Source organism: Streptomonospora arabica, from assembly GCF_039531585.1.
Classification (GTDB): Bacteria; Actinomycetota; Actinomycetes; order Streptosporangiales; family Streptosporangiaceae; genus Streptomonospora; species Streptomonospora halophila.
Genome location: NZ_BAAAQI010000011.1, coordinates 139999 through 165372 on the forward strand (window position 1 = coordinate 139999; position 25374 = coordinate 165372).

Annotated in this window: 24 protein-coding genes and 1 riboswitch; of the genes, 12 read left to right on the forward strand and 12 right to left on the reverse strand. The window is 75.3% G+C overall.

Features of this window, described 5'->3' with window-relative positions; all coding sequences use genetic code 11:
• The first annotated feature begins 9 nt into the window (after positions 1-9).
• From ABD284_RS17890 to ABD284_RS17900, 3 genes are read left to right on the forward strand one after another with little or no spacing between them, the layout of a single operon-like run.
• Positions 10-2088, forward strand: coding sequence for a hypothetical protein (locus ABD284_RS17890; protein WP_344144879.1), 2079 nt, complete (start codon positions 10-12; stop codon positions 2086-2088).
• A complete protein-coding gene (locus tag ABD284_RS17895; protein ID WP_344144881.1) occupies positions 2078-4093 on the forward strand; it encodes a TOMM precursor leader peptide-binding protein in 2016 nt (671 codons plus the stop codon). Before ABD284_RS17890 ends, ABD284_RS17895 begins: the two co-directional genes overlap by 11 nt.
• A gap of 9 nt (positions 4094-4102) precedes the next feature.
• A complete protein-coding gene (locus ABD284_RS17900) occupies positions 4103-4438 on the forward strand; it encodes a hypothetical protein (protein WP_344144883.1) in 336 nt (111 codons plus the stop codon).
• Positions 4439-4470: 32 nt separating this feature from the next.
• On the opposite strand, the gene ABD284_RS17905 is transcribed toward ABD284_RS17900, so the two are convergent.
• Both ABD284_RS17905 and ABD284_RS17910 read right to left on the reverse strand, forming a co-directional pair.
• Positions 4471-5532 (reverse strand): acyl-CoA dehydrogenase family protein, encoded by a 1062-nt coding sequence (locus ABD284_RS17905; RefSeq protein ID WP_344144885.1) that lies wholly within the window; start codon positions 5530-5532, stop codon positions 4471-4473.
• Between the two features lie 268 nt (positions 5533-5800).
• Positions 5801-7240, reverse strand: coding sequence for an MDR family MFS transporter (locus ABD284_RS17910; protein WP_344144887.1), 1440 nt, complete (start codon positions 7238-7240; stop codon positions 5801-5803).
• Positions 7241-7740: 500 nt separating this feature from the next.
• Here ABD284_RS17910 and ABD284_RS17915 point away from each other — a divergent pair, with 500 nt between their 5' ends.
• Positions 7741-8097, forward strand: a complete 357-nt coding sequence (locus ABD284_RS17915) for a hypothetical protein (RefSeq protein WP_344144889.1) — start codon at positions 7741-7743, stop codon at positions 8095-8097.
• Positions 8098-8243: 146 nt separating this feature from the next.
• Here the strand turns inward: ABD284_RS17915 and ABD284_RS17920 are convergent, their stop codons facing one another.
• Together ABD284_RS17920 and ABD284_RS17925 are read right to left on the reverse strand one after the other, a co-directional pair.
• Positions 8244-8921: a sigma-70 family RNA polymerase sigma factor gene (locus ABD284_RS17920; protein WP_344144891.1), complete on the reverse strand. Its 678-nt coding sequence runs from the start codon at positions 8919-8921 to the stop codon at positions 8244-8246.
• Positions 8922-9129: 208 nt separating this feature from the next.
• Positions 9130-9741: a hypothetical protein gene (locus tag ABD284_RS17925; protein ID WP_344144892.1), complete on the reverse strand. Its 612-nt coding sequence runs from the start codon at positions 9739-9741 to the stop codon at positions 9130-9132.
• 335 nt (positions 9742-10076) lie between these two features.
• On the opposite strand from ABD284_RS17925, the gene ABD284_RS17930 reads away from it, so the two are divergent.
• Positions 10077-10604 carry a copper chaperone PCu(A)C gene (locus ABD284_RS17930; RefSeq protein ID WP_344144893.1) on the forward strand — a complete coding sequence of 176 codons (528 nt, stop codon included), beginning with the start codon at positions 10077-10079 and terminating at the stop codon, positions 10602-10604.
• Between the two features lie 80 nt (positions 10605-10684).
• On the opposite strand, the gene ABD284_RS17935 is transcribed toward ABD284_RS17930, so the two are convergent.
• Genes ABD284_RS17935 through ABD284_RS17950 form a run of 4 tightly spaced genes read right to left on the reverse strand, consistent with a single transcriptional unit; the run spans position 10685 to position 14639 of the window.
• Positions 10685-11509 (reverse strand): ABC transporter ATP-binding protein, encoded by an 825-nt coding sequence (locus ABD284_RS17935; protein WP_344144895.1) that lies wholly within the window; start codon positions 11507-11509, stop codon positions 10685-10687.
• Positions 11506-12561: a FecCD family ABC transporter permease gene (locus ABD284_RS17940; protein WP_344144897.1), complete on the reverse strand. Its 1056-nt coding sequence runs from the start codon at positions 12559-12561 to the stop codon at positions 11506-11508. Before ABD284_RS17940 ends, ABD284_RS17935 begins: the two co-directional genes overlap by 4 nt.
• Complete coding sequence (locus tag ABD284_RS17945; RefSeq protein ID WP_344144899.1) at positions 12558-13637, reverse strand: FecCD family ABC transporter permease; 1080 nt, start codon at positions 13635-13637, stop codon at positions 12558-12560. The genes ABD284_RS17940 and ABD284_RS17945 overlap by 4 nt, the downstream gene beginning before the upstream one ends.
• 3 nt (positions 13638-13640) lie before the next feature.
• Positions 13641-14639 carry an ABC transporter substrate-binding protein gene (locus tag ABD284_RS17950; RefSeq protein ID WP_344144900.1) on the reverse strand — a complete coding sequence of 333 codons (999 nt, stop codon included), beginning with the start codon at positions 14637-14639 and terminating at the stop codon, positions 13641-13643.
• Between the two features lie 73 nt (positions 14640-14712).
• Positions 14713-14894, reverse strand: a riboswitch (cobalamin riboswitch).
• Between the two features lie 411 nt (positions 14895-15305).
• Between ABD284_RS17950 and ABD284_RS17955 the strand changes: the two genes are divergently transcribed.
• The 5 genes from ABD284_RS17955 to ABD284_RS17975 all read left to right on the forward strand — a co-directional run bounded on the left by ABD284_RS17955 (position 15306) and on the right by ABD284_RS17975 (position 20335).
• Positions 15306-15980 carry a response regulator gene (locus ABD284_RS17955; RefSeq protein ID WP_344144902.1) on the forward strand — a complete coding sequence of 225 codons (675 nt, stop codon included), beginning with the start codon at positions 15306-15308 and terminating at the stop codon, positions 15978-15980.
• 138 nt (positions 15981-16118) lie between these two features.
• Positions 16119-17015 carry a universal stress protein gene (locus tag ABD284_RS17960; protein WP_344144904.1) on the forward strand — a complete coding sequence of 299 codons (897 nt, stop codon included), beginning with the start codon at positions 16119-16121 and terminating at the stop codon, positions 17013-17015.
• Between the two features lie 596 nt (positions 17016-17611).
• Positions 17612-18334, forward strand: coding sequence for a CBS domain-containing protein (locus ABD284_RS17965; protein WP_344144906.1), 723 nt, complete (start codon positions 17612-17614; stop codon positions 18332-18334).
• A 281-nt stretch (positions 18335-18615) separates the two neighbouring features.
• Positions 18616-19854, forward strand: a complete 1239-nt coding sequence (manD, locus tag ABD284_RS17970) for a D-mannonate dehydratase ManD (RefSeq protein WP_344144908.1) — start codon at positions 18616-18618, stop codon at positions 19852-19854.
• Between the two features lie 106 nt (positions 19855-19960).
• Positions 19961-20335, forward strand: a complete 375-nt coding sequence (locus tag ABD284_RS17975) for an MmcQ/YjbR family DNA-binding protein (RefSeq protein WP_344144910.1) — start codon at positions 19961-19963, stop codon at positions 20333-20335.
• Between the two features lie 29 nt (positions 20336-20364).
• Here the strand turns inward: ABD284_RS17975 and ABD284_RS17980 are convergent, their stop codons facing one another.
• Both ABD284_RS17980 and ABD284_RS17985 read right to left on the reverse strand, forming a co-directional pair.
• Complete coding sequence (locus tag ABD284_RS17980; RefSeq protein WP_386699654.1) at positions 20365-20913, reverse strand: bifunctional 4-hydroxy-2-oxoglutarate aldolase/2-dehydro-3-deoxy-phosphogluconate aldolase; 549 nt, start codon at positions 20911-20913, stop codon at positions 20365-20367.
• A gap of 429 nt (positions 20914-21342) precedes the next feature.
• A complete protein-coding gene (locus ABD284_RS17985) occupies positions 21343-22374 on the reverse strand; it encodes a DMT family transporter (protein ID WP_344144914.1) in 1032 nt (343 codons plus the stop codon).
• Positions 22375-22455: 81 nt separating this feature from the next.
• Here ABD284_RS17985 and ABD284_RS17990 point away from each other — a divergent pair, with 81 nt between their 5' ends.
• The gene (locus tag ABD284_RS17990) at positions 22456-23475 is read left to right on the forward strand and encodes a LysR family transcriptional regulator (RefSeq protein ID WP_344144916.1); all 1020 of its coding nucleotides are present in this window, start codon (positions 22456-22458) and stop codon (positions 23473-23475) included.
• A gap of 334 nt (positions 23476-23809) precedes the next feature.
• Here ABD284_RS17990 and ABD284_RS17995 read toward each other — a convergent pair whose 3' ends face one another.
• Complete coding sequence (locus ABD284_RS17995; protein WP_344144918.1) at positions 23810-24184, reverse strand: winged helix-turn-helix transcriptional regulator; 375 nt, start codon at positions 24182-24184, stop codon at positions 23810-23812.
• 77 nt (positions 24185-24261) lie between these two features.
• Here ABD284_RS17995 and ABD284_RS18000 point away from each other — a divergent pair, with 77 nt between their 5' ends.
• Positions 24262-24909, forward strand: coding sequence for an NAD(P)-dependent oxidoreductase (locus ABD284_RS18000; protein ID WP_344144920.1), 648 nt, complete (start codon positions 24262-24264; stop codon positions 24907-24909).
• 127 nt (positions 24910-25036) lie between these two features.
• Here ABD284_RS18000 and ABD284_RS18005 read toward each other — a convergent pair.
• Positions 25037-25374, reverse strand: a 338-nt coding sequence (locus ABD284_RS18005; RefSeq protein WP_344144922.1) for a GMC oxidoreductase, incomplete at its 5' end; no start/stop codon positions are given.

Here is a 25374-nt window from a genome sequence, read left to right on the forward strand (position 1 = left end):
AGGACCCGCATGGGACTGCTGCTGCGTCCGGACGTCTACTACGCGAAGTCGCCCCAGGGCGCCTATGTGCTGACCCACGAGGGGGAGGTCGGGTTCACGGGAGCGTCGGTCTACCTGCTGATCGACCGGCTGGCCCCCTACCTCGACGGCCGCCACGGGCTCGACGGGCTCACGGCGGACCTGGCGCCGGAGCGGCGCCGGCTCGTCGAGCGCATGGTCGCCGCGCTGCGTGAGCGCGGCGCGGTACGCGAGGTCCGCGGGCGCGGTCCGGCGGCGTCCGCTCCGGCCTCCCCCGAGGCCGCCTTCCTCGACTACTTCCGCGAGGACGGCGCCGACGCGTTCGCCGCCTACACCGCGAAACGGGCGCTGGTGGTCGGCTCGGGGCGGCTTCTGGCGGAGACCGCGGCCGCGGCGGCCCGCAGCGGCCTCGGCCGGGTGGAGGCCGTGATCGCCGGCGGGCACCGCGCGGACGCCGACGAGCTGTCGGCGCGCCTGGCGGGCGCCGGAGCCGCGGCGGGAGCGGCCCGGACCGCCGCCGCGTTCGCTGAGGCGGCGGAGGAGCCTGGCCCCTCCTTCCGCCTGGACGGCGCCGACCTGGTCGTGCACGCCGCGGAGGACGGGGCGGCGGCCGACCGCCGCGCCCGGCTGCTGGAGCACCTGTGCGCCGCCGCCGGGGTCCCGCTCGCTCAGGCCCTCCTGCGGGACGGCGCCGTGTGGCTCGCACCGATCGGGGCGAGCTGGACGTCGGCGCGGCTCAGGCGCGCGGCCCGGGCCTTCGGGCGCGAGCGGCCCGCTCCAGTGCCGGAGAGTGCGGCCGACCCACTGGCGGCCAAGGCTGCGGCCGCGCAGCTCGTCCACGGCGCGTTCCGGGCGGTCACGGGCGCGGGCGCGGGGGCACCCGACACGCTGACACGGGTCGGGCCGTCGGGGCTGGAGAGCACGGCGCACCGGTTCCGCCCGCATCCGTTCGCGGCGCCCGCAGGGCCGGCCGGCACCGGGCACGACCTCCTCGACCGGGTCGCCGCGCTGGCTGAGCGACCGCGGTTGGCACCTGAGGACTTCTCGCGCGAGGCGAGGTCGTGCACAGGTGAGGTGCTGGGCGTCCTCGGCGAACCCGATGAGGGCGACCGCGTCCAGTTCCCGCTGCACGTGTGCGGGATCGAGGTCTCCGACCCGGTCGGGCTGCTCGACGACCGCGACCGGGGGCCGACCGTCGTGGGCGCGGGGACGGGGTTCGAAGCGGCGCGGCTGCGCGCGGCGCTGCGGGCGTTCGCGCTCTACGGCACCCTGATGGCCGACCCCCGGCGGCTGCTGTCACCCGGGGGCTCGCCCGTGTGCGCCGAAGACGACGACCCCTGGGCGGCGGTGGCGGCGCTGCGCACGCACCGAGGCACGGGCCGGGTGTGGGCGTACGGGCTGGTCGATGGGGATGCCCTCCTCGTGGACGCCGCGCGGGTCTTCCCCGCGCTGGGCCCCGGAGCGTCACCGCCCCGGGCCGGCGATGCGGCCTCCCGGCTGCCCGCGGGAGCCGCCGCGGCCTACAGCTGGAGCGAGTCGGTCCAAGCCGGGCTGCTCGCGCAGTGCCATCGCCGCACGCTGGCCGCCATCGGCGCGTCCGCGGCGCCCTTCCCCCGGCTCGACTTCGCCGCCGCGGACCTGGACGAGCGGGGCGACCACTGCCGCGCCCTGCTCGGTGCCGTCGACCACGAGGTGGCCTGCCACGACGTCACCGGCCCGCTGGGTGTGCCGACTGTCGTGTGCCTGCTGGGAGGCGCACCCGCGGCCTCCTCCTCGGGGCTCACGGTCGCCGACGCGCTGGCGGCGGCCCTGGAGAAGGCGCTGCTGGCCTACCAGGCCCGGACCAGCGGCCGGGGTGAATACGCGCCCGCTGTCCCGCCCCTGCCGGCGCGGCTGCGGGGCGAATCGACGCGCACCGCCGAGGCCGGTCCGCGCCTGACCGGCGCGGACCTCGCGGCGGCGCTGGCGGCGCAGGGCCACCGGCCCGCCGCCGTCCCCCTGGATCACGACACGGAGGTCAGCAGGGTGATGCCGTTCACCGTGAGGGTGGTGCTCGCCGATGACCGGTGAAACGACCGCCGCGCCCGCCGGGGCCGTTGCCGGCGGAGGCGGCGCAGCGCTGCACGTCGTCGGGTCGGGACTGCTCGCCGACGCGATCGCCGACGCGGCCGCCGCGCACGGCGGCGTCGCGGGTTCCGCGGCGCCTGAACCGGAGGCGGCCGGTGTGGACACCGGGGCGCTGGTCGTCGCCGCCGCCGACGGCTGGGACACGCGCCCGTACCCGCGCGTGCGCGCCGCCTGCGACGCCGCGCCGGCGCCGTGGCTCCCGGTGCGCACCGAGCTCGGCCGCCTCGTGCTGGGACCCGTCGAGCTCCCGGGCCGGCCGGGCTGCGGCGACTGCGCAGACCTGCGCAGGCGCGTCGCCCGCCGGGACCCCCGGGGCCGCGAGGAGGTCCTGCGGGTGCACGGCGACGCGCTGGCGGAGCGGCCGTCGTCGTGGCTCACGACGCTCGCCGCCGACCTGGCGGCGGCCCTGGTGCTCGACGAGGCGCAGCGGGTGGCGCAAGACCCCGAATCCGCCCGCACGCGCAACGCGATGATCTTTGTGGAGCTGGACAGCCTGCGGACGTCGCGGCACCGCTTCCTGCCCAACCCCCTGTGCGAACGGTGCGGCTCCCGGCCCGACGACGCGGCGGCGCTGGCCGAGCTCTCGCTCGCCTCCCGCCCCAAGCCGACGCCCGACACCTACCGCGCTCAGGACGTCGCCGACCGCTGGGAGTCGCTGGAGCAGACCTATTTCGACCCGGAGTGCGGGCTCGTGCACACGCTCACGAAGGGCAGCGGCGGCGGGGTCGTCACCGCCTCGGCGGAGCTGGGCGCGCACGGCGACTCGGTCGAGTACGGGTTCGGCTGGACCCGCAGCTACCGCACCAGCCGCGTCGTCGCGCTGCTGGAGGCCCTCGAACGCTACGGCGCGACCCACCCCGGCGGCAGGCGCACCGCCGTGCACGCGCCCTACGCCGATGTGCGCGACGAGGCGCTCGACCCGCGCGAGCTGGGCCTCTATCCGCCGGAGCGCCACGTTGCCGGCTTCTCCTTCCGGCCGTTCTCCGAGTCCGTGGCCTGCTCCTGGGTGTGGGGCTACTCCTTCGCCCGGTCGGCGCCGATCCTCGTGCCGGAGAACTACGTGTACTACCGGCTGATGCGGCGCGCCGGCCCGGAGAACCCGCCGTTCGTCTACGAGTGCTCCAACGGCTGCGCACTGGGCGGCAGCGTGGAGGAGGCCGCCTTCTACGGCGCGCTGGAGGTCGCCGAACGGGACGCCTTCCTGATGACGTGGTACGCGCGAATGCCCGTGCCCCGCATCGACATCGGCTCGGCCCGCGACGACTCCCTGCCGCTGCTCGCGACGGCGATTGAGCGGGAGACCGGCTACGAGGTGCGCGCGTTCGACACGACGCTGGAGTACGGCGTCCCGAGCGTGTGGACCATGGCGGTCAGGCCGGGCGACGACGACGCGGCGCCCAAGGCCGCGTGCTCGGGCGGCGCCCACCTCGACCCCGAGCGCGCCCTCCAGCGCGCCCTGAGCGAGCTGGGCCCGATGACGGCCGGCCTCCTCGGGCAGGACCCCGCCCGCCAGGCGCGGGCGCGGGAGATGGTGCGCGACCCGTCGCTGGTCACGCTGATGGCCCACCACACGCAGCTCTACGGCCACCCGGAGGCGTTCGACCGCTTCGACTTCCTCGACCGCTGCCCCGGCCTCCGCCGCGTCGCCGACATGGCGCGCGTACCCCCGGCGGCCGACCTGCGCGACGACCTCGCGGAGCTGGTGCGCCGCTACCTCGACTGCGGCCTCGACGTCATCGTCGTCGACCAGACGACCCCCGAGCACCGGGCGGGCGGCCTGGCCTGCGTCAAGGTCATCGTCCCCGGCACCCTGCCGATGACCTTCGGCCACGCATACCGCCGGGTGCACGGGCTGCCGCGGCTGTACACGGTGCCGCACCGCCTCGGCTACGCCGACCGGCCGCTGGGCCCCGAGGACATCAGCCACCACCCGCACCCCTTCCCCTAAGGAGTCCTTATGCAGTTGATGCTCGTCGCGTGGGACCTCAGCGACTCCGACGCGACCCCGGAGAGCCTGCGGCCGTACCTGCGCGACTACGCCGCCGACGCCTTCTCCACGCTGGACGGCATGCGGCTGAAGGCGTGGTTCTCCGACGCCGAGCGGCAGATGTGGGGCGCGGTGTACCTGTGGGACGGCCCCGAGTACGTCGACGGGTGCTTCCGGGTGAGCCGGTCGATCGAGCTGATCGGCTACCCGCCGACCTCGGTCTACATGTTCGACCTGGAGGCGGCGACCGAGGGCAGGAGCGTCCACGAGGCGCTGTCCGGTCTGGGGCTGGCCCTGGAGACGTGACGCTGGGGCCTCTGCCGGCGCCCCTGCGCGGGCTACGCGGTCTCCGCTCCGCCCGCGGAGCGCTCCTGGGCGCCCAGGCCCCGCAGCAGGGCGGCGCGCACGGCGGGGCGGCTGCCGAAGGCGAGCAGGAACGTCGCCTCCCGCGTGAGGCGCTGGGCGTGCGCGTCCGCGAGCAGGGACCGCCCGCCGACGTGCACGGCCAGTGCGGCCGCGGCGCTCACCGCGAACTGCGAGACGGCGGCGCGGGCGGCGGGCACGTCCTCGGGCGCCGCGTGCAGCAGGGTCCTCCGCGCCGCGCCGAGCCGGGCGGAGAGCGCGCCGCCGTCGTCACCCATCAGCGCGATCGCCCGGCCGGCCACGCCCAGCGCGAGGTTGCCGTTGAACCGCACGGACTCCGGGTCGTTCTTGCGGTAGGCCTCCAGCGGAACCGTCTGCGCGACCCGCTCGCGAGGCACGAAGTGCCGGGAGAAGCGTACGGTCACAGTGCGGCTGGCCTGGGCGGCGACCAGCCGCGCCGGCGGACCGGCGCTCACCGACTCCCCCTCCTCGGCGTCGAGCAGCGCCATCACCAGGAGGTCGTCGGCGTCGCGCGCCGCGGTGTAGAGGGTGTCGACCATGCCCCACCCGCTCACCCAGGGCGCGGAGCCGTCGAAGACCCACCCGCCGTCCACGGGCTCCGCGCGCAGCATGGGGGTTCCGGGGCGCACCGCCGCGGTGACCGCCACCCCCGACCGCAGCCGGCCCTCGGCCAGGGGCTTGAGGCGGGTCTCGCGCAACTCGTCGTTGCCGGTCTTGGCGAGGGCCGATACGGCGCCGTGGTGCTGCATCCACACCAGCGTCGTCGCCAGGCACCCGCCGGCCAGCGACTCCACCGCCCGGCAGGCCGCCGCGTAGCTCGGGAAGTCCAGTGCCGTCAGGTCCCCGGGCGCCGCGAAGCCGTAGAAGCCCTTCTCGGCCAGCAGGTCGAAGTGGCTGCCCGGCACGCGGTCGGCACCGTCGACCTCCGGCGCCGCGGGAAAAAGGGCCTCGTCGGCGATGCGTACCGCCTCGTCGAGGGACCGGCAACCCGCCGGGGTTGCGCCGGTATCGGTCACGTCGCGCCTCCTTGGTCCGGCTGGGCGGGCTGCACGGCACAGGGCGCTGCGACGTGGGCGGAGCACCGGGCGCGGGGCAGGGTGCCCGTACCGGTGTCTTCCCACAAGCGGGGGCGGTCATTCCCCCCGATACCGGGCCATCCGGCGCGAACGAGGTGGGCGCAGCCGGCCGCGGCCGGTACGCGCGGGGGCGCGTCCACCGCTTCCCGACTGCCGGGGAGAGTGCGGCCGTCCCGGACCGGGCGGCTCCGGCGCGGCTCTTTGCGGCCTAGCGCGAGGCCGCGGCGCCTCGGCGCATGCTGGGAGCCGCGTCGGAGTCGCGGATCAGCGACACCACGAACAGCCCGAGGACCGCGAAGACCACCGCCGCGAGGAAGGCGCCGTGGTAGGCGTCCATCTGGGCCTGGGCCCGGGCCGCTTCCGACGCCGACGGGCCCAGCGCCGCGGTCTCGGCCTGGCCGCGGATCACCAGCACGGTCGACAGCACCGCCACACCGGTGGCGGTGGCGACCTGGCGGCTGACGTTGAACAGCGAGGTGGCCCGGCCCATGGAGGCGGCAGCGGTCTGCGCGAAGGTCGCGGCCTGCAGCGGCACCATGGAGGTCCCCATGCCGATCCCCTGCACGAACATCATCCCGCCCAGCACCCAGTACGGCGTGGACAGCCCGACCAGCTGGAACGACAGGGTCAGGCAGCCGATCAGCGCCAGCCCCGCCAGGAGCAGCCGGCGCGGGCCGACCCGCGGGTAGAGGCGGCTGATGAACTGCGTGGTGACGACCATGCCCAGCGCCTGCGGCATCAGGACCAGACCCGCGTCCAGGGCGGATGCCCCGCGCAGGTTCTGCATGTACAGCGGCGTCAGGAACAGCACCCCGAACATGGCGGCGGTGATGCACAGCAGCGCCGCGTTGCCGGCTCCGAACAGCCGCTCCCGCAGCAGGCGCAGGTCCAGCATCGGCTCCGCGGCCTTCAGCTCCCGCCAGACGAGCAGGCAGATGAGCACGGCGGCGGCGACCAGGCCGCCCCACACCGACGGCCGGCCCCAGCCCGCCTGGGCCGCGCGGTCCAGGGTGACCAGCAGACTCGCCAGCCCCGCACCGGCGAGGACGAACCCGGCGAGATCGAAGCCGCCGGCGCGCTCCTGCACCTCCTCGCGCAGGAACACCACGGTGAACAGCAGGGCCAGCGCCCCGATGGGCACGTTGATGAAGAAGATCCAGCGCCAGCTCGCGTACTCCACCAGGAACCCGCCCAGCACCGGGCCGAGGGCCGGAGCGATGCTCGTGGGGATCATCAGCACCGCCGAGGCCTTCGCCCGCTCCTCGGCGGGGAAGGCGCGAAAGAGCATCGCCTGGCCGACGGGCACGAGCATGCCGCCGCCCACGCCCTGCAGGACGCGGGCCGCGATCAGCCACCCGATCCCGCCGGCGAACCCGCACAGCACCGATGCCGCGGTGAACACGAGCACAGCCAGCTGGAAGGTGCGCTTGCTGCCGAAACGGTCGCTGATCCAGCCGGAGGCGGGGATGAACACCGCGAGGCTGGTCATGTACCCGGTCAGCACCCACTGCAGGGTGCCCTCGTCGACGCGGAACTCACGGCCCAGCGTCGCCAGCGCCACGTTCAGGATGGTCACGTCCAGGATCTGCATGATCAGCCCGAACACGAACGTGATCGCGACCAGCCACTTGTACTCCAGTCGGCGCAAGGGACGGCTCCGTCTTCCGTGAGGCGGTGTAGGGCGCGGTCAGGGCCGAGGACCGCGGCGGTGCGGCCCCACCCGCCCGGGCGGGGCTCCTGCGGCCCGTGCGGGCAGCAGGCGACCGCACCTACCTGCTGACCCGGAACCCGTCCGACGATCCCCCCGATTCCGCGTCCTCCACCACCGTAGGGACAAACCGCGAAGACCTGCAGGATGAGCCCGCCGTCGGCCGGTCGGCCGCGACGAGCGCACCCGCGGAGTCGAGCGGTGCGGGACCGCGCCGCACCACCGTCCGGGCGCGGGGCGGGAAGAACCGGGTCGGCCGTCGCTCATTGTCCCGGCGGTGTGCCGTCGCTACACTTCCCCCGGGCGTCCGCCGCCGCTGAGATGCCTCCACCCGTTCGCCTCCGGGCGAGCCCACGCAGCGGCTTCCCGCGGAACGCGTCGGCGACCCGCCGAGGGAACAGCGCGCGCTCCGTCGGCCGTCGATCGAACCTGGAGCCCCGATGCAGCACACAGGACAAGCACCGGCCGATGCCGACCTGCACGCCCGGGTGACCGCCGCGTTGGCCGCCGGCCGCGAGCTCGGGCCCGAGTACGACGAGCAGATCGCCGGCGGCCTCGTCGACCGCGCCAGGGCCCAGCGGCCCCGCGACTGGCCGCGCTCCATCGCCGCCGTTCGCGACAACAGGTACGTACGCCTGGGCATCGTCTCCGGACTGGCGATCGCCGGGCTCGCGTGGGGCTACGCGGGCGACGACGGAGCCGCCTTCCCCGGCCACGACCCATGGGCCGTCGTGGCGATCGCAGCGCTCGCCGCCCACGTCCTCCGGTCGCTGTGGACCCGGCGCGGGAAGCCCTGAGACGAACGGCCGCAGGGGCCGGGGCCGGTCTGACGTGGAAGGGGCCGGGACGCGACGACGGCCTCCCGGCCGGCCCGCGGCGGCCGGCCGCCGCGGGCCAGCCGCCGGGCGGGCCGCCGACCCGGGTCAGCGCGGCGCCCCGCGCCTCAGCCGGCGTCCGTCTCGGACCTGCGGAGGACGGCGACGAGATCGCCGCGCGCCCGAGCGACGCGGGAGCGCACCGTCCCGATCGGCACCCCGGTCGCCGCCGCGGCCGCCTCGTAGGTGAACCCCTGGAGCTGCGTCAGCACGAAGGCGGTGCGGCGCGGTTCGGGCAGGCCGTTCACCAGGTCGTCCAGCGCCAACTCCTCCTCGAAGGACGGCCGGTGCGGCAGTGCGGCGTCGGCGGCCTGCTCGCTGCCGTCGGAGCGGGCGGCCCGGGGCCGTACCGCGGCGGCGCGGTAGTGGTCGGCGACGGTCCGCCGGGCGATCGACATGAGCCAGATCCGCGCCGACGAGCGCCCCGCGTAGCCGGCGATGCTGCGCAGCGCACGCACGAAGGTCTCCTGCGTGAGGTCGTCGGCGGTCTGCGGGTCGCTGAGGTAGGCGACGAGGCGCCACACGTCGCCTCGGGTGGCGCGTACGAACGTCTCGACGGCGTCGGGCGTGTGGTTCTGGGCGGCGAGCGCGAGATCGGTGATGCGCTGCTCGGTCAGGGGCTCCCTACCGCGCAGGCGGCGTCCGGGAGGGCGCGCCCCCTGCTGGCGGGCGGGCGTCCGCTCGGCAGCGGATGCCGTCCGCTGCGGCCGGCCCTCGGCCGGGTGGGCATGGGTGGTCGTCGACATGGCGTGGTGTCTTCCTCGCTTCGGCCGTGCCCCGCCGGGACTGCCGTGCGGGCCGGGCACGGGGGTTGCCACGCGCGGCGGTGGTCGGCGCGGACCTGCGGCCAGGACCCCGTCCGGGCGCGTGTGATGGGGAGGCGGCCGGCGCTCGGGCGCGGCGGCGCCGTCCGCGGGCCTCTCCGGCGGGCGGCCGGAGGGGCGCACGGGTGTATCAGGGCGTGACGAGCGAGGGCGGCGGTCCGCGCACGACGAGCGCGTACCGCAGGACCGGCGTGGGCACCCGGATGCTCCGCGGCACGCAGACGCACAGGGACGGGCGCCGCGTGGGGCGCCACCGGGGTGCGGCCGGCAGCAGGGGAAACAGGAGTGCGCGCACATGGCGGGCCAGGGCGGTCGCGGCCGCCTCGCCGCGGCGCAGCCACCACGAGGACAGCAGCCCTGCGACCGTGTGCCACAGCAGCATGCCCCAGTCCGAGCCGCCGCCGGAGCCGTGGCCGCCATGCCCGGTCTGCGGGACGGCGGCGGCCGGGGCGCCCGGGTGGGCGGAGGCGATCACGGCGGGGTCGGCCGACCCCTGGGCCAGCGCGAAGACCAGGTGCAGCACGAGCTGGCTCCAGGCCATCCACCCCAGGATGACCCAGTAGCCGCGCTCCTTGCCCGCGGCGACCGCGGCCGCGGCGAAGACGCCCGCGAACCCGGCGGCGAAGCCGGTGAAGGGGACGTGGTGCGCCGACATCACCGCGTGTCCCGTTCCGGACACGCCGACGGCGACCGCGGCGAACACCGCGGCCCGGCACGTGCGCGAAAGCGGCGACCTCAGCACAGTGATGTCATCCTCGCACCGGTTCGCGGGCGCCCTCCGCGGGGGTGGTCCGGCACCGGCGGGTGCGCATTCCCGCCTGGTCCGCGATCCGGCCGACCGCCGAGGCGCCGGCCCGGCGGTGCCGGATCCGGTTCGAATCCGGGGCGCGTGGAACCGTTCCGCGCACCCGTCCGACTTGTGGGAGACCCGCGGTCCGGGCCGGGCATCGGAGCCCTGTGCATCCGGTCCGCACGCCGGAGGGGATGCACACAGACACGCGCCGGCGACAGGCCGGGGCGGCCGGCGGCGGGTCCCGCCTTCACCCGCCCACCACAGCACGAACGGACGCATGCGAGATGACCCGTTTCACACGCCGAACAACCGCATTCGCGGCGGCCGGAATCGCCGCCTTCACCCTCACCGGGTGCGGCGCAGGAGCCGGCCCGGGTGCGCCGGACTCCGGAACCGGCGCCCCGAGCGGCTCCGCGACCGAGGACGCGCGGAAGGGCTCCGCCGCCGAGGGCGGCCTGGAGGTCGGCGGGGCGTGGATACCCGAACCCGCGAACCCGGCTACGGCCGCCGGCTACCTGACCGTGCGCAACGTCGGGGACCGGGACGACGCCCTGGTGGGCGCGGAGACCCCGGCGGCCGGAACGACCGAGGTCCACACCACCGTGACCGCCGACAGCGGAGCCAAGACGATGGAGGCGGTCGAGCGGGCCCCGGTGCCGGCCGGCGGCGAGCTGGTGCTGGAGTCCGGGAGCTACCACCTGATGCTGATGGAGCTGCCCGAGGACCTCTCCGCCGGCGACACCGTGGCTCTGACCCTGCACTTCGAGAGCGGGACCGACATCGACGTCGACACCCCCGTCCTGGAGCGCTGAGGCGTCGTCCCGCCGGGATGAGCGGGGGACGGCTTCGCTGAGGGGGCCTGACCCTGGCGGCGGCCGCCGCGCGCGCCGCGCTACCGGCGGGGCCGGGGAAGCACGATCGGCGTCGAGGTGAGCGGATCGCTGATCACCATGCACGGCAGCGAGAACACCGCCTCCACGGTCTCGGCGGTGACGACCTCCCGCGGCGGTCCCTGCGCGACGACGCCGCCGTCCTTCATGACGACGAGATGGTCGGCGTAGCGGCCGGCGAGGTCGAGGTCGTGCAGCACGAGCACGATCGTGCGGCCGTCCCGCCGGTTCACGTCGGTGAGCAGCTCCAGCACGTCGACCTGGTGCGCGAGGTCCAGGTAGGTCGTCGGTTCGTCGAGGAGCATCACGTCGGGGTCCTGCGCGAGCGCCAGCGCGATCCACACCCGCTGCCGCTGGCCTCCGGAGAGCTCGTCGAGCGGGCGCTCGGCGAGCTCGGTCACGCCGGTCACGGCCATCGCCGCGGAGACCGCCTCGGCGTCGGCGTCGCTGAACTGGCGGAACCACCGCTGGTGCGGGTGGCGCCCCCGCGCGACGAGGTCGGCGGCCGTGATGCCGTCGGGAGCGACCGGCTGCTGCGGGAGCAGGCCCAGCCGCCTGGCCAGGCTCCTGGCGGGGAGCCGGGAGACGTCGGCGCCGTCCAGCAGCACGGTGCCGCTCTGCGGTGCGAGCAGGCGGGCGAGTCCGCGCAGCAGGGTCGACTTTCCGCAGCCGTTCGGGCCGACGACCGCCGTGACCTTTCCCGGCGGCAGGGTTACCGAGACCCGGTCGACGACGGTCCCCGCCGACCGGTAGCCGAGGCAGAGGTCGGCGGCGGCCAGCGTGGTCGGAGAGGGCGAAGAGGCCGGCGGGGTGGGCGAACGCGTCATCCTGTGTGTCCGATCCGGTTGGCGCGGGCGAGGAGGTACAGCAGCACCGGTGCTCCCAGAACGCCCGTCATCACGCCGACGGGCAGCTCCACCGGGGTGAACGGCAGCCGGGCGGCGAGGTCGGCGGCGACGACGAGCAGGGCGCCGACCGCCGCTGCGGGCGCGAGGAGGGCCCCGCGGCCGGGGAGCAGCCTGCGGACGATCTGGGGCGCCACCAGGGCGACGAAGCCGATGGGGCCGGCCGCCGCCGTCGCCATCGCGGCGAGCGCCACGGCCACGGCCGCCGGGGCGAGCCTGGGGCTCGCGGTGCGCCCGGACAGCATCCCGGCCAGATCGTCCCCCAGCTCCAGCAGCCGGATCCGGCGCGCCAGCACGACCAGGACCGGGGCGGCGACCGCGAGGGTCGCGGCGACGATCGCGACGTGCAGGCCGCTGCGGTTCGCGAGGCTTCCGGTCAGCCAGGCGGAGGCGGCCAGCACGCGGTGGTAGTCCGCCCGGGTGAGCAGGAAGGAGACGGCCGAGGTCAGCATGGCCGCGACACCGATGCCGACCAGCACGAGCCGGTAGCCGCTCAGACCGCGCCCGGCCGACAGCGCGAAGATCGCCCCGGCGGTGGCCGCCGCCCCCGCGAGCGCGCCGGCGGCGGTGTGCAGCCCCGTGCCGCCGTACACGGTCAGTACCGTCAGGGCGCCGAAGGCGGCGCCGGAGTTCACGCCGATCACGTCCGGACTGACCAGGGGATTGGCTGAGATCCGCTGCAGAACCGCCCCCGACAGGGCGAAGGCGGCCCCCGCCCCCAGGCCGGTGAGGGCGCGCGGCAGCCGGTTGCGCACGACGACGTCGTACTCGATGAGCGAGCCGCCCCCGGCCAGTACCCGCAGGACCCCGCCGACCCCGATGTCGTACTGGCCCAGGGTCAGGGACAGCACGGCGGCGACGCCGGCCAGCAGCCAGACGGCCGCCGCCAGGACGGTGGACCGGCGCCCGAGCACGAACACGACGCGGGCGCGCGGGCTGCGCAGCACCAGTGCCTCGCGGTCTTGGGGGGTCACAACTGCGCCACCTTCCGCCTGCGGACCAGGTGGATGAAGAAGGGCGCGCCGATCAGCCCCGTGACGATGCCCACCTGGAGCTGCTCCGGGCGGATCAGCACCCGGCCGAGTACGTCGGCGAGCACCAGCACGGCCGGCGCCAGCAGCAGGCACCAGGGCATGATCCACCGGTAGTCCGGTCCGGTCAGCGCCCGCGCGATATGGGGCACGACGAGGCCGACGAACGTGATCGGCCCGGCGATCGCCGTGGCGGCTCCGGCCAGGAGCACGACCGCGACGGCCCCGAGCGCACGGGTCGACGCGAGCCGCGTGCCGAGGCCGCGGGCCATGTCCTCACCGAGGGCGACCGTGTTGAGCTCGCGGCGAACCGCCGCCGCCAGGCAGAGGCCCACCAGGACGGCCGGGGCGGCCACGAGCAGCTGCCCGGTGTCGGCGCGCGTGAGCGAACCCACGGTCCAGAACCGGAAGCCGTCGAGTGCGGAGGGGTCGAGAAGGGTGATGGCCGTGGTCGCGGATCCCACCATGGCGCTGAGCGCCGCACCGGCCAGCGCGAGCTTCACCGGCGCCGCGCCGCCGGCGCCGAGCGAACCGAGTGCGTAGACGAAGACCGCGGCCAGCGCGGCCCCGGCGAAGGAGAACCACAGGTAGCCGGTGAGGGCGCCCACCTGGAAAACGGACATGGCGACCACGACGGCGAACGCCGCACCGGCGTTGACGCCGAGGATGCCCGGCCCCGCCAGCGGGTTGCGGGTCAGCCCCTGCATCACGGCACCCGCGATGCCCAGGCCGACCCCGGCGAGCACCCCGGTCGCGGTGCGGGGCACGCGCACCTGCCACACGATCCGGTCGGCCTCGCTGCCGGCGGGCGCGACCAGGGCCGAGACCGCGTCGGTGAAGGAGAGGGCGTAGTTGCCCGTGACCAGCGACAGAGCACACGCGGCCGCCAGCACCAGACCGGCCGACGCCAGGCCCGCCGCCCGGCCGGCGCGGCCGGACAGCAGGCCCCGGCGCGGCTCGCCCGGCGCCCGGGGCGCTGTGGCGCATCCGGTCCCGGGCGGCGCGGTCGCACCGGTCACGGGTTACTGCTCGACCAGGTCCGGATGGATGCGGGAGGCCACCAGCTCGATGCTGTGCGCCGCCCGTACCCCGGCCGCCCGGTCGGCGAACAGGAACGGGTGGACCTCGCCCTCGGCGACGGCCGCCACCCCTTCCAGCGCCGGGTCCGACATGATCGCCCGGACCTCGTCCCGGGCATCCTGCGTAGTCATCCCGGCGTCGCAGCAGGCGTCGGTGAGGATGACGTCGGGATCGCGTTCGACGAGCTCCTCCACACCGACGTCGACGTTGCGCTTCCCGGTCAGGTCGGCGAAGGCGTTGACGCCGCCCGCGTGCTCGATGATCCGGGTACCGAAGTCCACTCCGCTCGCCACCCGGTAGCCGCCGTCCTCGCCGGGGGAGACGATCGCCACGGACGGGCGCTCGGCCCCCTCCACCTTCGCCTCCACGGCGGCGATCCGCTCCTGCATGTCGGCGATCACCCGTTCGGCCTCGTCCTCGGCGCCGAACAGCGCGCCGAGGTCGCGCAGGTCCCGGTAGACGCTGTCCACCCGGACCGACTCCGGGTCGATCGCCCGGTCGGTCAACCCGTCCTCGCTGGGGCACAGCGGGCTGAGGATCCAGCTCTGCACCCCGAGCTCGCGCAGGCTCGCGCGGGTGCCGACCGAGCGGTCCGGGCTGTTCTCGGCGAAGAACCCGTTGAATCCGGAGATGACGAAGTCGGGCTCGGTCTCCAGCAGTCCCTCCCTGCTCGGGAGCGTCGGCACGTAGTCGGCCGCGGCCTGCTCGTCGGCGTACTCGGGCAGCACCTCGGCGTCCAGGAACGCGGTGCCCACCAGCCGGTCGCTGAGCCCGAGGGCGTGGGCGACCTCGATGCCGGGCTGGTATGCGGCGTAGACACGCTCGGGCGGCGCCTCCACGGCGACGTCGATGCCGCAGTTGGTACGGGTGACGGCGTCCTCGCCGACCGACTGCTCGGGGGCGGGGGCGCCGCAGCCGGCGAGCAGGACGACGCAGGCCATCGCGCACGCGGCACGGGGTGAACATGAAGATACGGGGGCCATGAGACCGCCTTTTCCAGGTCCTCGTGGAATCGGGTCGTGCGGTGCCGTGGCCGGTCTCCTGGCTGACGGGTGAACGCGCGCTGTGTCCGGCCTTCCCAGGGATCGCGCCCCAGTGGCCCGTTCGGACGAACGACACAGCACTCCCGATCACAGTGGCGAGGGCCGCACCGGTTTCACACCGGATTCCCGTTCACCACGGCGCCGCCGACGCTAGCACGCCGCGCTCTCGGCCCTCGGGCCCGGGGAGCGGTCGGCCGCCCGGGTGCCGGACGGTTCGCGGAGCCGCGGGCGCGGCCACGTCCCCCAAGGGGGCGGCCGCGGTTCCTGCACCGGCGCGGTCGGCGGTCGCGCTTTCTTGCCGGAGGGGCGGGGCGGACGCCGTGCGTTCGGGCGCAGGTCCCGGTCGGGCCGGGACCTCCGTCCCCTCTTCTGCGACCGCCGTCGTCCGCGCATGCGCACGCACCTGCGGTTTCGCTGTTCGCGGGCGTGCGGCGGCGCGTCCCGCCCCTCGCAGGCGCGCCCGGCGGGTGGGAGCGGCGTCGCGAGCGGGTACGCCAGTCCGGGAGACGGCGGAGGTGCGCGGTCGAAGCGCAGCGCCGCCGCAGCAGAGTGAGGTGACCTGCCATGGCCGAGGCCCACGCCCCCATCCGCGTGTTCCTCGTCGACGACCACGACGTGGTGCGCCGCGGAGTCGGCGCCCTGCTCGGCGACGAGCCCGACATCGAGGTGGTGGGCGAGGCCGCCGGCGCCGCCGAAGCGACCGCGCGCATTCCCGCGGTCCGGCCCGACGTGGCCCTGCTCGACGTCCGCCTGCCCGACGGCAGCGGTGTCGAGGTCTGCCGCCAGGTGCGCTCGGACCTGCCCGACCTGGCCTGCCTCATGCTCACCTCCTACGCCGACGACGACGCGCTCTACGACGCCGTCATGGCCGGAGCCTCCGGCTACGTGCTCAAGCAGATCCACGGCTCCGACCTGGTGGGCGCCATCCGCACGGTCGCCGCGGGCGAGTCCCTGCTCGACCCGCGCAGCACGGCCCGCATGATGCGCCGCATCCGCGAGGACGCCCAGCGCACCGACCCCCTGGCCGAGCTGTCCGACCAGGAGCGGCGGATCTTCGAGCTGATCGGCGAAGGGCTGACCAACCGCCAGATCGGCGAGCGCATCTTCCTGGCCGAGAAGACCGTCAAGAACTACGTCTCCAGCGTGCTGGCGAAGCTGGAGATGCAGCGCCGCACCCAGGCCGCCGCCTACGCCGCCCAGCTCAAGTCGCAGAAGCCCCACCGCCGCGACGCCGACTGAGCCCCGCCTCCGCCGGGCCGAAGGTCCCCTCCTCCGCGGGCGCAGGGCCCGCGCGCCACCGCCCTTCGCCGCTGCCCGCGGCCGCGCCGCCTGCCTACCGTCGGTCATGAAAGCCCCGGGCGACGGCGGGAGACAGTGATGGAGAACAGATCAGGCGCGCCGGTTCTGGCAGCGGTCGACGAGACGGAGGGCAGCCTGCGCGCCCTGGACTGGGCCGCGGACGAGGCGCTTCGGCGCGACCGGCGGCTGCGCATCGTCTACGCCTTCGACTGGCCGCTCTACCACACGGTGCCCGCGGGTATACCGGACTACTCGATCGAGGAGTTCGCCCGCCGCCTCGTCGATCACGCCCGCGACCGGGCCGTCGAACGCGTGCCGGGCCTGCGGGTGGAGGCGGAGTTCGACGTCGGCGACGCCGCACCGATCCTGCTGCTGGAGGCGGCCGAGGCCGAGCTCGCCGTCATCGGGTCCCGCGGGCGGAGCCGGCTGGGTGCGGCGCTGCTGGGCTCGACCGGGATGGAGATGGCGGCCACGGCCCGCTGCCCCGTCGTCGTGGTGCCCGACCGCGAGCCCAAACCGGCCGCGGGGCGCATCGTCGTGGGCCTGGACGGTTCGCCCGCAGCGCACTCGGCGGCGGCGTGGGCCTTCGCCACCGCCGCCGGGCGCGGCGCCGCGCTGCGCGCCGTGACCGCCCACGCGCGGTTCTCCAGTGGACGCCTCGGTTCGCTGGAGGTCCCGGCTCGCTACGCCTTCGACTCCGCCGAGGAGGCGGCGGCCAGGGAGGAGGCCCGCCGCCTGCAGTCGGAGTCCCTGGCGGGCCGGCGCGAGCACTATCCGCAGGTCGCGGTGGAAGAACTGGTCGAGGCCGGCCACCCCGCCCGTGTGCTGGTGGACGCGTCCGAGAACGCCGACCTCCTGGTGGTGGGCAGCCGAGGGCGCGGAGGCTTCACGGGGATGCTCCTGGGATCGGTGAGCCAGTCGGTGCTCTCCCACAGCGCCGTACCGGTGGCCGTCCTGCGCGCCGAGAAGCACTGAGACCGCGTCGCCGCCGCTGGAGCGAGGGGCGCCTCCGCCTCGAAACGGGCCCGACGGGGCCCCGGGCGGACGGCGGAGGTCGCCGCCGTCCGGGCCGAAGGTCCGCCCCCACAGGCCCGCGGGCACGGTCGGCTCAGCGGCGCGCGGCGGAGGCTGGAAGCAGAAGAACGCGCCGGGAACACGACCGTACGCACGCGGCCGACCGGCGCGCCGCCACCTCCGCCCCACGCTCCCACCCGGCGCGCCCCGCGCCCCCACCGTCCGCCCGCGGATGCACGGCCCGATACGCGCAGGCTTGTGGCCGCCCTTCCGCACCGTCCAGGTCGTCGACACCGACCGCCGCGGGCGGACCCACCGTCCGCCCGCGGCGCGGCCGCCGGACCGCGCCGCCTTCCGGCGAAGGCAGACGCCGCACGACTGCACGTCGGCCGCGCCCGCCGGCAGGACCGAGGTCCCGTATACGCGGGAACGAAGGCCGCGCGAGGCCGGGCAGGCCGGCTCTGTCGGCGGGGCGGGTGCCGGAGGAACGTGGACGGCGGAGAGCGAGATGTCCCGGAGGCCCGAGCGGCGTCCGGGACCGGCACGGGGGGAACCGGATGGACAGCACAGTCGGCGACGTCATGACCACTGGTGTCGCCACGGTCGACGAGCGGACCGGCTATCGGGACATCGTGCGCACGCTGGTGGAGAGGCGCGTCAGCGCCCTGCCGGTGCTCGGCGCCGACGGGCGCGTCGTGGGCGTCGTCAGCGAGGAGGACCTCCTGCACAAGGAGGAGTTCACGACCGCGGGCGACCGCCGCCCGTACCGGACGCCGGCACGTGCACGGCTGCGTGCCCGGCTCAGCCCGGGCGGCCTGCTGACCGAATCCGCCGAGGACAAGGCGGCGGGCAGTACCGCCGCCGACGTGATGACCCGCCCGGCGGTCACGATCGCGCCGACCGCGTCGGTCGTCGCGGCCGCCCGCCTCATGGAGAGGCACGGTGTCAAGCGGCTGCCCGTCGTCGACGACGGCGGCCTGCTCCTGGGCATCGCCTCCCGCCGCGACCTGCTGCGGGTGTTCCAGCGCGCGGACGGCGACATCGCCGCGGCGGTCGAGCGGGAGATCGGCGCGGCCACGAGTGCGGTCCACGGCACGGTGGCGGCCGCATCGGTCGAGGACGGCGTGGTCACGCTGACGGGTTCGGCGCTGCACCGCAGCACCGCCGCGTGCCTGACGCGGATGGCCGCCGGGCTGGAGGGCGTGGTTTCGGTCGACAACCGGATCAGCTGGGACGTCGACGACGTCCTCCCGCCCTACATCACGTGGCGCACCCTCTGAGCGGACCGGCCGACCGGCGCCGCCGGTGCCGGTCCTCGCCGACCGGCCGGGCCGCCCGATCCCGCCGTCGCAGACTCCCGACGAGGCCGCCGCCGCAGGGACACGTACCCGAAGCCGGGTGCGGGCCCTCGCCCGAACCGGCGGAGCCGCGGCCTCGTCGGCGCGCAGTGAGTCGGACCGCCGGTGGCCGTGCTCCCGGACGCCGATGAGAGTATGGCCGTCCATCCGGCCGCCGGCCCGGACGCCGCGTCCGGCTCACCCCCCAATGCGACGAGGAAGACATGGCCATCACACGCGCCGAAGTGATCGTCACGAGCCCCGACCGGAACTTCGTGACCCTGAAGCTGACCACGGCGGACGGGGTGACCGGCCTCGGCGACGCGACCCTCAACGGGCGCGAGTCCGCGGTGGTGGCCTACCTCCGCGACCACGTCGTGCCGCTGCTGATCGACCGCGACGAGAGCCGCATCGAGGACACCTGGCAGTTCCTCTACCGCGGCGCGTACTGGCGCAGGGGCCCGGTCACGATGGCGGCGATCGCCGCGGTCGACACCGCCCTGTGGGACATCAAGGGCAAGGTCGCCGGGCTGCCCGTGTACCAGCTGCTCGGCGGCGCCTCGCGGGAGGGCCTGCTCGCCTACGGCCACGCGTCGGGCCGGAGCCTGGAGGAGCTGTTCGACAGCATCCGCGACCACCAGGAGCAGGGGTACCGCGCCATCCGCGTCCAGACGGGCGTCCCGGGCCTGAAGTCGATCTACGGCATCGCCTCCAACGAGACGCGCCACGCCGACAAGAGCGTGCGCTACGACCACGAGCCGGCCCAGCCGGGCTCCCTCCCCGCGGAGGAGGACTGGGACACGCGCAGCTACCTGCGGCACGTGCCCGCCGTCTTCGAGGCCGTGCGCAACGAGTTCGGCCCGGAGCCGCCCCTGCTGCACGACGCGCACCACCGGCTCACCCCGATCGAGGCGGCGCGGCTCGGCAGGTCGCTGGAGCCCTACGACCTGTTCTGGCTGGAGGACGTCACCCCCGCCGAGAACCAGGAGGCCCTGCGGCTCGTGCGCCGGCACACCACCACGCCGCTCGCCATCGGCGAGGTCTTCAACTCGGTGTGGGACTACCAGCACATCATCCGCGAGCAGCTGATCGACTACGTGCGCTCCGCCGTGACCCACACCGGCGGCATCAGCCACCTGAAGAAGGTGCTCGAGTACGCGGCGCAGTACCAGATCAAGTCGGGCATGCACGGCCCCACCGACGTCTCGCCGGTCGGAATGGCGGCGGCGATGCACCTCGGCCTGTCGGTCCACAACTTCGGCATCCAGGAGTACATGAAGCACGGCGCCCGGACCGACCAGGTGTTCCGGCAGTCGTTCAGCTGGCGCGGCGGGTACCTGCACCCGGGCGACGAGCCGGGCCTGGGCGTCGACCTCGACACCGACGAGGCGGGCAGGTACCCCTACGTTCAGGCGTACCTGCCCTACAACCGGCTCGCCGACGGCACGCTCCACGACTGGTGAGGCACGGCGGTGGCGGCCGCCGGCGGCTCCCCCTCCGCGGGCGGTCGCGTCCCCGGGGCGCGGCGGGGCATCCGCTTCCGTCCCCCGGGCATGGTTTTATAGGGGTATGGCCGCCGATGTGGACGACTTCCTGCGCCTGGTCGGCGCCCTGCCCTCGGTCCAGCAGGGCGAGGCGCGCGACTGGACCTCGTTCAAGGTGCGCGGCAGGGGGTTCGGCTTCCTCTGGGAACGCACGCGCACGGTCGGTCTGAAGCAGACCATCACCGAGCAGCAGGCGCTGGTGGCCGAGCGCCCCGCGGTCTTCGAGGAGCAGTTCACCGCCGGCGGCTACGGCTGGGTCGTCGTCAAGCTGGACGCGGTCGCACTCGACGAGCTGGCCGAGCTGGTCACCGAGGCCTGGCTGCTGTCCGCCCCGCAGGACCTGCTGGACGAGTACGAGGCCGCGCTCACCGTTCCCGGGGGTCTGCTGAACCGAAGCTGAGCCCGGCGCCCGCGGCGCCGGGAACCGGTTCACAGCGCGGTCAGGAGCGGGATCTGCTCGGGGTCGCCGAGCGCCGATCCCACCGCGACCATGGCGGCGCCGGCGTCCAGGAAGGTCCGCGCGTTGCGGCCGTCGACGCCTCCGGTGGCCACCACGCGCAGGTCCGGGAAGGGACCGTGCAGCGCCCTGATCCAGTCCGGACCCAGCACCGACGCCGGGAACGCCTTGACCCAGCGGCCTCCGGCCCGCAGGACGCCCTGCACGTCGGTCGGCGATGCCACCCCCGGCAGGTGCGGCATGGCGGCCTCCCGCGAGGCGGCCATGACCTCCGGGTCGAACCCGGGCGCCACCGTGAAGGCGGCCCCGCAGGCCGCGACCTCGCGGACCTGGCCGAGGTCGACGACCGTACCGGCACCCACTCGGACTCCGCGCTCCGCACCCGCCCGCACGGTCGCGCGCAGCGCCTCCATCCCCTGCGCATCGCGAGCGGGCACCTCCACGACGCCGATGCCCAGGTCCCACGCGCGGGTGGCCAGCGCGACCGTGTCCGCCGGGGGCAGCCCCCGCAGGATGGCCATCACCCGTCCACCGCCGAAGATCCCGGCGATCCCGTCGCCGCTCACGCCTTCCCTCGCACCGTCCGCCACGGCCGCTCCTCTCCTTCACCCCTCGGCGCCGGGCAGCCCGGCGCCTGTCCGGCCGAGCGCTCGTGCGGCTCCTCCAGCACGGCGTCCCACTCCCCTTCCCGCGGATTCCCGCGGAGGGGCGGCCGGGTCGCGCCCACCGCCCGCAGGACGCGCCCGGCGCACACGTGCCCCGGGCGCAGGCGGCCCGCCGCGTACAGACGCGCAGTCCGACCGCAAAATACCCGGCGGCGAAGGCGTCCCCCGCACCGACCGGCGCGACCACCTCCACCGCAGGTGAGCGTACGCGAAGCGCCCGGCCCCCCACGAACCCGGTCGCCCCGTACCCGGCGACAGCACCGGGGCGCGCCGGGGGTGGGGTGGTCAGCGGCGGGTGGCCAGGACCACGCCGGCCAGGCAGAGGGCCCCGCCGAGCAGGGCGAGAGCGGCCGGAACCTCGCCCAGGAGCGTCCACGAGAGCGCCACGGTGACCGGCGGCACCAGGTAGGTCGCGGCGATCGTGCGGCCCGCGGTCCAGTGAGATAGGACGTAACCCCAGGTCAGAAATCCGATCGCGGTCGGGAAGACACCCAGGTAGAGCACGGCTGCCAGGGACCCCGCCGGTGCCGCGGCCAGTTCGCCGATGAGCGCGGGCAGGAACGGCAGCAGGGCCGCGGTACCGGCCAGGGTGCCGAGCCACGTCATCGTCACCGCCTCCACGCGCGCGAGGAGGCGCTTCTGCAGCAGCACGGCGGACGCGTACAGCACCGCGGACAGCACCGCCAGCGCAACACCGACGGCGTCGACCTGGCCGGTGAAGCCGGTGACGGCGATCAGCGCGACGCCGGCGAAGGCGATGGCGACCCCGATGCCGAGCCGGCGCGTGAGCCGCTCACCCAGAACGGCGACGGCGGTCACCGCGACCAGGATGGGCGCGGTCGCCACCAGCAGCGCCGCGGTCCCGGCGTCCACCAGCCGCTCGGCGGCGTTCAGCGCCACGTTGTACCCGCCGAACCAGACCACGCCCCAGAGCCCGATGAGCCCCAGCAGGCGGCCCCGGGGCAGGGCGCGCAAGGACGCGGGCTGCGCGGCCGGCGCCGCGCCCGCTCGCCCCGCGGCCCTGCGCCGGGCCGACGCGGCCGCGACCGCCGCGAACACGCTCAGCGTGAGGGCCGCGGCCACCATGCGGCCGAGCGCCATGGCGCCGGGCGAGAAGTCGTGTCCGGCGGAGCGGATGCCGACGAACGCCGAGGCCCACAGCAGAACGGTGATCCCCGCGGCGCAGACGATCGTCCAGGACGGAGGGCGCCCGGCGCGCCGGGAGGGCTCCTGCGCGGAGGAGGGGGCGGCGGGCGGCGCGGTGCCGCTCTCCACCGGCGGGTGGGCGGGGATCTCAGGGCTGTGCTGACGTGTCATGCAGCGATTCTCACGCGCGGCACGATTCAGTACCAGCGATTATTTCTTCATGACGATTCAGTGCTGCTGTATATTCGGGGCATGCTCGACGTCCACCGGCTCCAGGTCTTCCGCTCCGTCGTGGCCTCCGGATCGGTCCAGACGGCCGCCGCCAACCTGGGCTACACGCCCTCCGCCGTCAGCCAGCACGTCACCGCGCTGCAGCGGGAGACGGGCCTCACCCTCTTCACCCGGGCCGGTCGCGGACTGCGGCCGACGGCCGCCGGGCACGCCCTGGCCGCCGAGGCTGATCGGGTGCTCGCCCGGCTCGGCGAGGCCGAGTCGCTGGTGGCGGCCCTGCGCTCGGGCCGCACGGGCTCGCTGTCCATCGCCTACTTCGCGTCGGTGGGCGCGGCGTGGATGCCGCACGTGGTCCGGCGGCTGAACACCGACCTCCCGGGCGTACGGCTCGCCCTCGAACTGCGCGAGCACATCCCGGTCCCCACCGAGGAGCGCGCCGACGTGCAGGTGGTCGTCGCGCAGTCCGACTTCGACCCCGGGGCGGGGTTCACCGCCCACCACCTGCTCGACGACCCCTATGTCGCGGTGCTGCCCGGCGGCCACCCGTTCGAGGGCAGAAACGAGGTGGACCTGGCCGAACTGGCCGACGACCGCTGGATCGACAACGACTTCGCCCGCGGCTGGTGCCGCGCCAACCTCGTCGAGGCCTGCACGGCCGCGGGCTTCACCCCGGCCTTCCACGTCGAGGCGCACGACTACCCGACCGCGCTCGCCTTCGTCGAGGCCGGAATCGGCATCACCGTTCTCCCCTCCCTCGGCGCGGCGCACCCGCCCGATGGCACCGCGTGCGTCCGCGTCGTCCGGCCGACCCCCGTCCGGTCCATCTACGTGGTGGTACACGAGGCGGTCGAGCACACCCCGGCGGCGCGAACGGCGGTCGCGGTGCTTCGCGAGGCCGCGGAACCGGCGCCGCGGGACGGCTCCCCCGCCGGCCCGGGCCCCGGCCGGCGGCCCGCGGCGGGCTCGCATTCCGCTCCCGCTCCGCCCACCCGGCAGGGCCTTCCGCGGGTCCCCGAAGCGGCGCGGAGCATGTCGGACTGAATGCGGGCGCCGGCCGCCCGCTTCAGGGGACGCGCGTAGAACCCGCGGCGCGCCGCGGGCGGCGCCGTGGTGCCGAACGGAACGGGATCGACGGTGCCCTGCAGCTCACCCCGGGTACGCCCGGTCGAGGCCGCGGCAAGTCCCCGAGCCGGGTACCGGCCGGACCCGACCGCTCGGGCCGCCTGAAGCGTGTTCGCCGGGTCCGTCCGTAGCGGGCGGCGCACTCGGGCGCGGAGCGCCGCGACGGGGACCCGGTGCCGCTCGCGCACGGCGGAGGAAGGAGCCGGGGCGGGTCCCCTGCCGACTGACGAGAGCGCAGCGGGCTCCCCTGATATCAGCCGTCCCGCGCGGAGTCGTACGCCGCCCGCGCGTGGACGACCTCCTCCACATGCTGCTCGGCCCAGTCGGTGATGGCCTGGATGGGCGCGCGCAGCGACTGCCCCAGCCGGGTCAGCTCGTAGTCGACCCGCGGCGGCACCTCGGCGTGCACGGTGCGGCTGAGCAGTCCGTCGCGCTCCATCGTGCGCAGCGTCTGGGTGAGCACCTTCGGCGCGATCCCGCCGATCGCGGCCCGCAGCCGGGTGAAGCGCATCGGCCCCTCCGCCAGGTGCAGGACCACCAGGCTCGTCCAGCGGTCGCCGATGCGGTCGAGCACCAGCCGGGTGGGGCAGTCGGGGTTGCGCACGTCGGGGACCAGGTTGGTAACCATGAGGTACTTATAGCACTTTGAAGTCACTGGTTACCAATCGCTACCGTTCGGCGCACCACATGAAACAGGAGGTAGCGATGCGACTGGTGCTGTTCGGCGCGACGGGGTTCGCGGGGAGCCGGATCGCGAAGGAGGCCCTCTCGCGGGGGCACGAGGTCGTCGGCGTCGCCCGCGACGTGTCACCGCTGACCGAAGGGGAGGGGCTGAGCGCCCGCGCGGGCACCATCCACGACGAGGCCTTCGTGCTGGAGGTGACCCGCGGCGCCGACGCGCTGCTGATCGCCACGCCCGGACGCCCCCAGGAGGACGGGCGGAAGCTGCTCGACGCGGTGCCCGCACTGGCCGCCGCAGCGCGCGCGAACGGCGTGCGGATCGGGATCGTCGGCGGAGCGGCCAGCCTGAAAGTCTCCGCGGACGGTCCGCGGCTGCTCGACACGCCCGAGTTCCCCGAGGCCTACAAGGTCGAAGCCGGCTCCCACGCCGAGGTGCTGGACGCGCTGCGCGAGGTCCCCGAGGACGTGGACTGGTTCTACGTCAGCCCCGCCGCGGTGTTCGGCGCGCACGCACCGGGCGAGCGCACCGGCAAGTACAGGACGACCGACGAGGTCCTGCTCACCGACACCATGGGCGACTCGGCGATCGGCGGCGAGGACTACGCGATCGCCTTCGTCGACGAGATCGAGGCGCCGGCCCACCGCCGCGCCCGCTTCGGCGTCGCCTACTGACCCGCGCGGGCGAGGGGACTCGGGCCCGCGCCGGCGCCGCACCGGTCGCCGCGCCGCTGCGGCGGGGCCGCGGGCATCGGGCGGGTCGCCCCCTCAGGGGCGGCCCGCCGTCCGCGCGGCGCGAGCCTCAGTGATCGGCCCTGATCATGTCGGCGGCGCGTTCGCCCACGGTCAACACCGTGACCATCGGGTTGGGCGAGGGCATCGTCGGAAACACCGACGCGTCGGCCACACGCAGGCCCGACAACCCCCGCACACGCAACTCCGGATCCACCACCGCCGCGGCGTCCTCGGCGGCCCCCATCCGGCAGGTGCCGGCGGGATGATAGACGGTGTGGGCGGCCCTGCGGCCGTACTCGGAGAGCTCCTCATCGGTGGTCAGCGCCGGCCCGGGGGCCACCTCGCGCGTGATCCAGGACTTGAAGGGCTCGGTCGCGGCGATGTCGCGGGCGATGCGCAGCCCGT

Coding starts and splice junctions, on each gene's coding strand:
- ABD284_RS17890 (WP_344144879.1), top strand. CDS start 10: ATGGGACTGCTGCTGCGTCCGGACGTCTACTACGCGAAGTCGCCCCAG.
- ABD284_RS17895 (WP_344144881.1), top strand. CDS start 2,078: ATGACCGGTGAAACGACCGCCGCGCCCGCCGGGGCCGTTGCCGGCGGA.
- ABD284_RS17900 (WP_344144883.1), top strand. CDS start 4,103: ATGCAGTTGATGCTCGTCGCGTGGGACCTCAGCGACTCCGACGCGACC.
- ABD284_RS17915 (WP_344144889.1), top strand. CDS start 7,741: ATGCAGCACACAGGACAAGCACCGGCCGATGCCGACCTGCACGCCCGG.
- ABD284_RS17920 (WP_344144891.1), bottom strand. CDS start 8,921: ATGTCGACGACCACCCATGCCCACCCGGCCGAGGGCCGGCCGCAGCGG.
- ABD284_RS17930 (WP_344144893.1), top strand. CDS start 10,077: ATGACCCGTTTCACACGCCGAACAACCGCATTCGCGGCGGCCGGAATC.
- ABD284_RS17935 (WP_344144895.1), bottom strand. CDS start 11,509: ATGACGCGTTCGCCCACCCCGCCGGCCTCTTCGCCCTCTCCGACCACG.
- ABD284_RS17950 (WP_344144900.1), bottom strand. CDS start 14,639: ATGGCCTGCGTCGTCCTGCTCGCCGGCTGCGGCGCCCCCGCCCCCGAG.
- ABD284_RS17955 (WP_344144902.1), top strand. CDS start 15,306: ATGGCCGAGGCCCACGCCCCCATCCGCGTGTTCCTCGTCGACGACCAC.
- ABD284_RS17960 (WP_344144904.1), top strand. CDS start 16,119: ATGGAGAACAGATCAGGCGCGCCGGTTCTGGCAGCGGTCGACGAGACG.
- ABD284_RS17965 (WP_344144906.1), top strand. CDS start 17,612: ATGGACAGCACAGTCGGCGACGTCATGACCACTGGTGTCGCCACGGTC.
- manD (WP_344144908.1), top strand. CDS start 18,616: ATGGCCATCACACGCGCCGAAGTGATCGTCACGAGCCCCGACCGGAAC.
- ABD284_RS17975 (WP_344144910.1), top strand. CDS start 19,961: ATGGCCGCCGATGTGGACGACTTCCTGCGCCTGGTCGGCGCCCTGCCC.
- ABD284_RS17980 (WP_386699654.1), bottom strand. CDS start 20,913: ATGGCCATCCTGCGGGGGCTGCCCCCGGCGGACACGGTCGCGCTGGCC.
- ABD284_RS17985 (WP_344144914.1), bottom strand. CDS start 22,374: ATGACACGTCAGCACAGCCCTGAGATCCCCGCCCACCCGCCGGTGGAG.
- ABD284_RS17990 (WP_344144916.1), top strand. CDS start 22,456: ATGCTCGACGTCCACCGGCTCCAGGTCTTCCGCTCCGTCGTGGCCTCC.
- ABD284_RS17995 (WP_344144918.1), bottom strand. CDS start 24,184: ATGGTTACCAACCTGGTCCCCGACGTGCGCAACCCCGACTGCCCCACC.
- ABD284_RS18000 (WP_344144920.1), top strand. CDS start 24,262: ATGCGACTGGTGCTGTTCGGCGCGACGGGGTTCGCGGGGAGCCGGATC.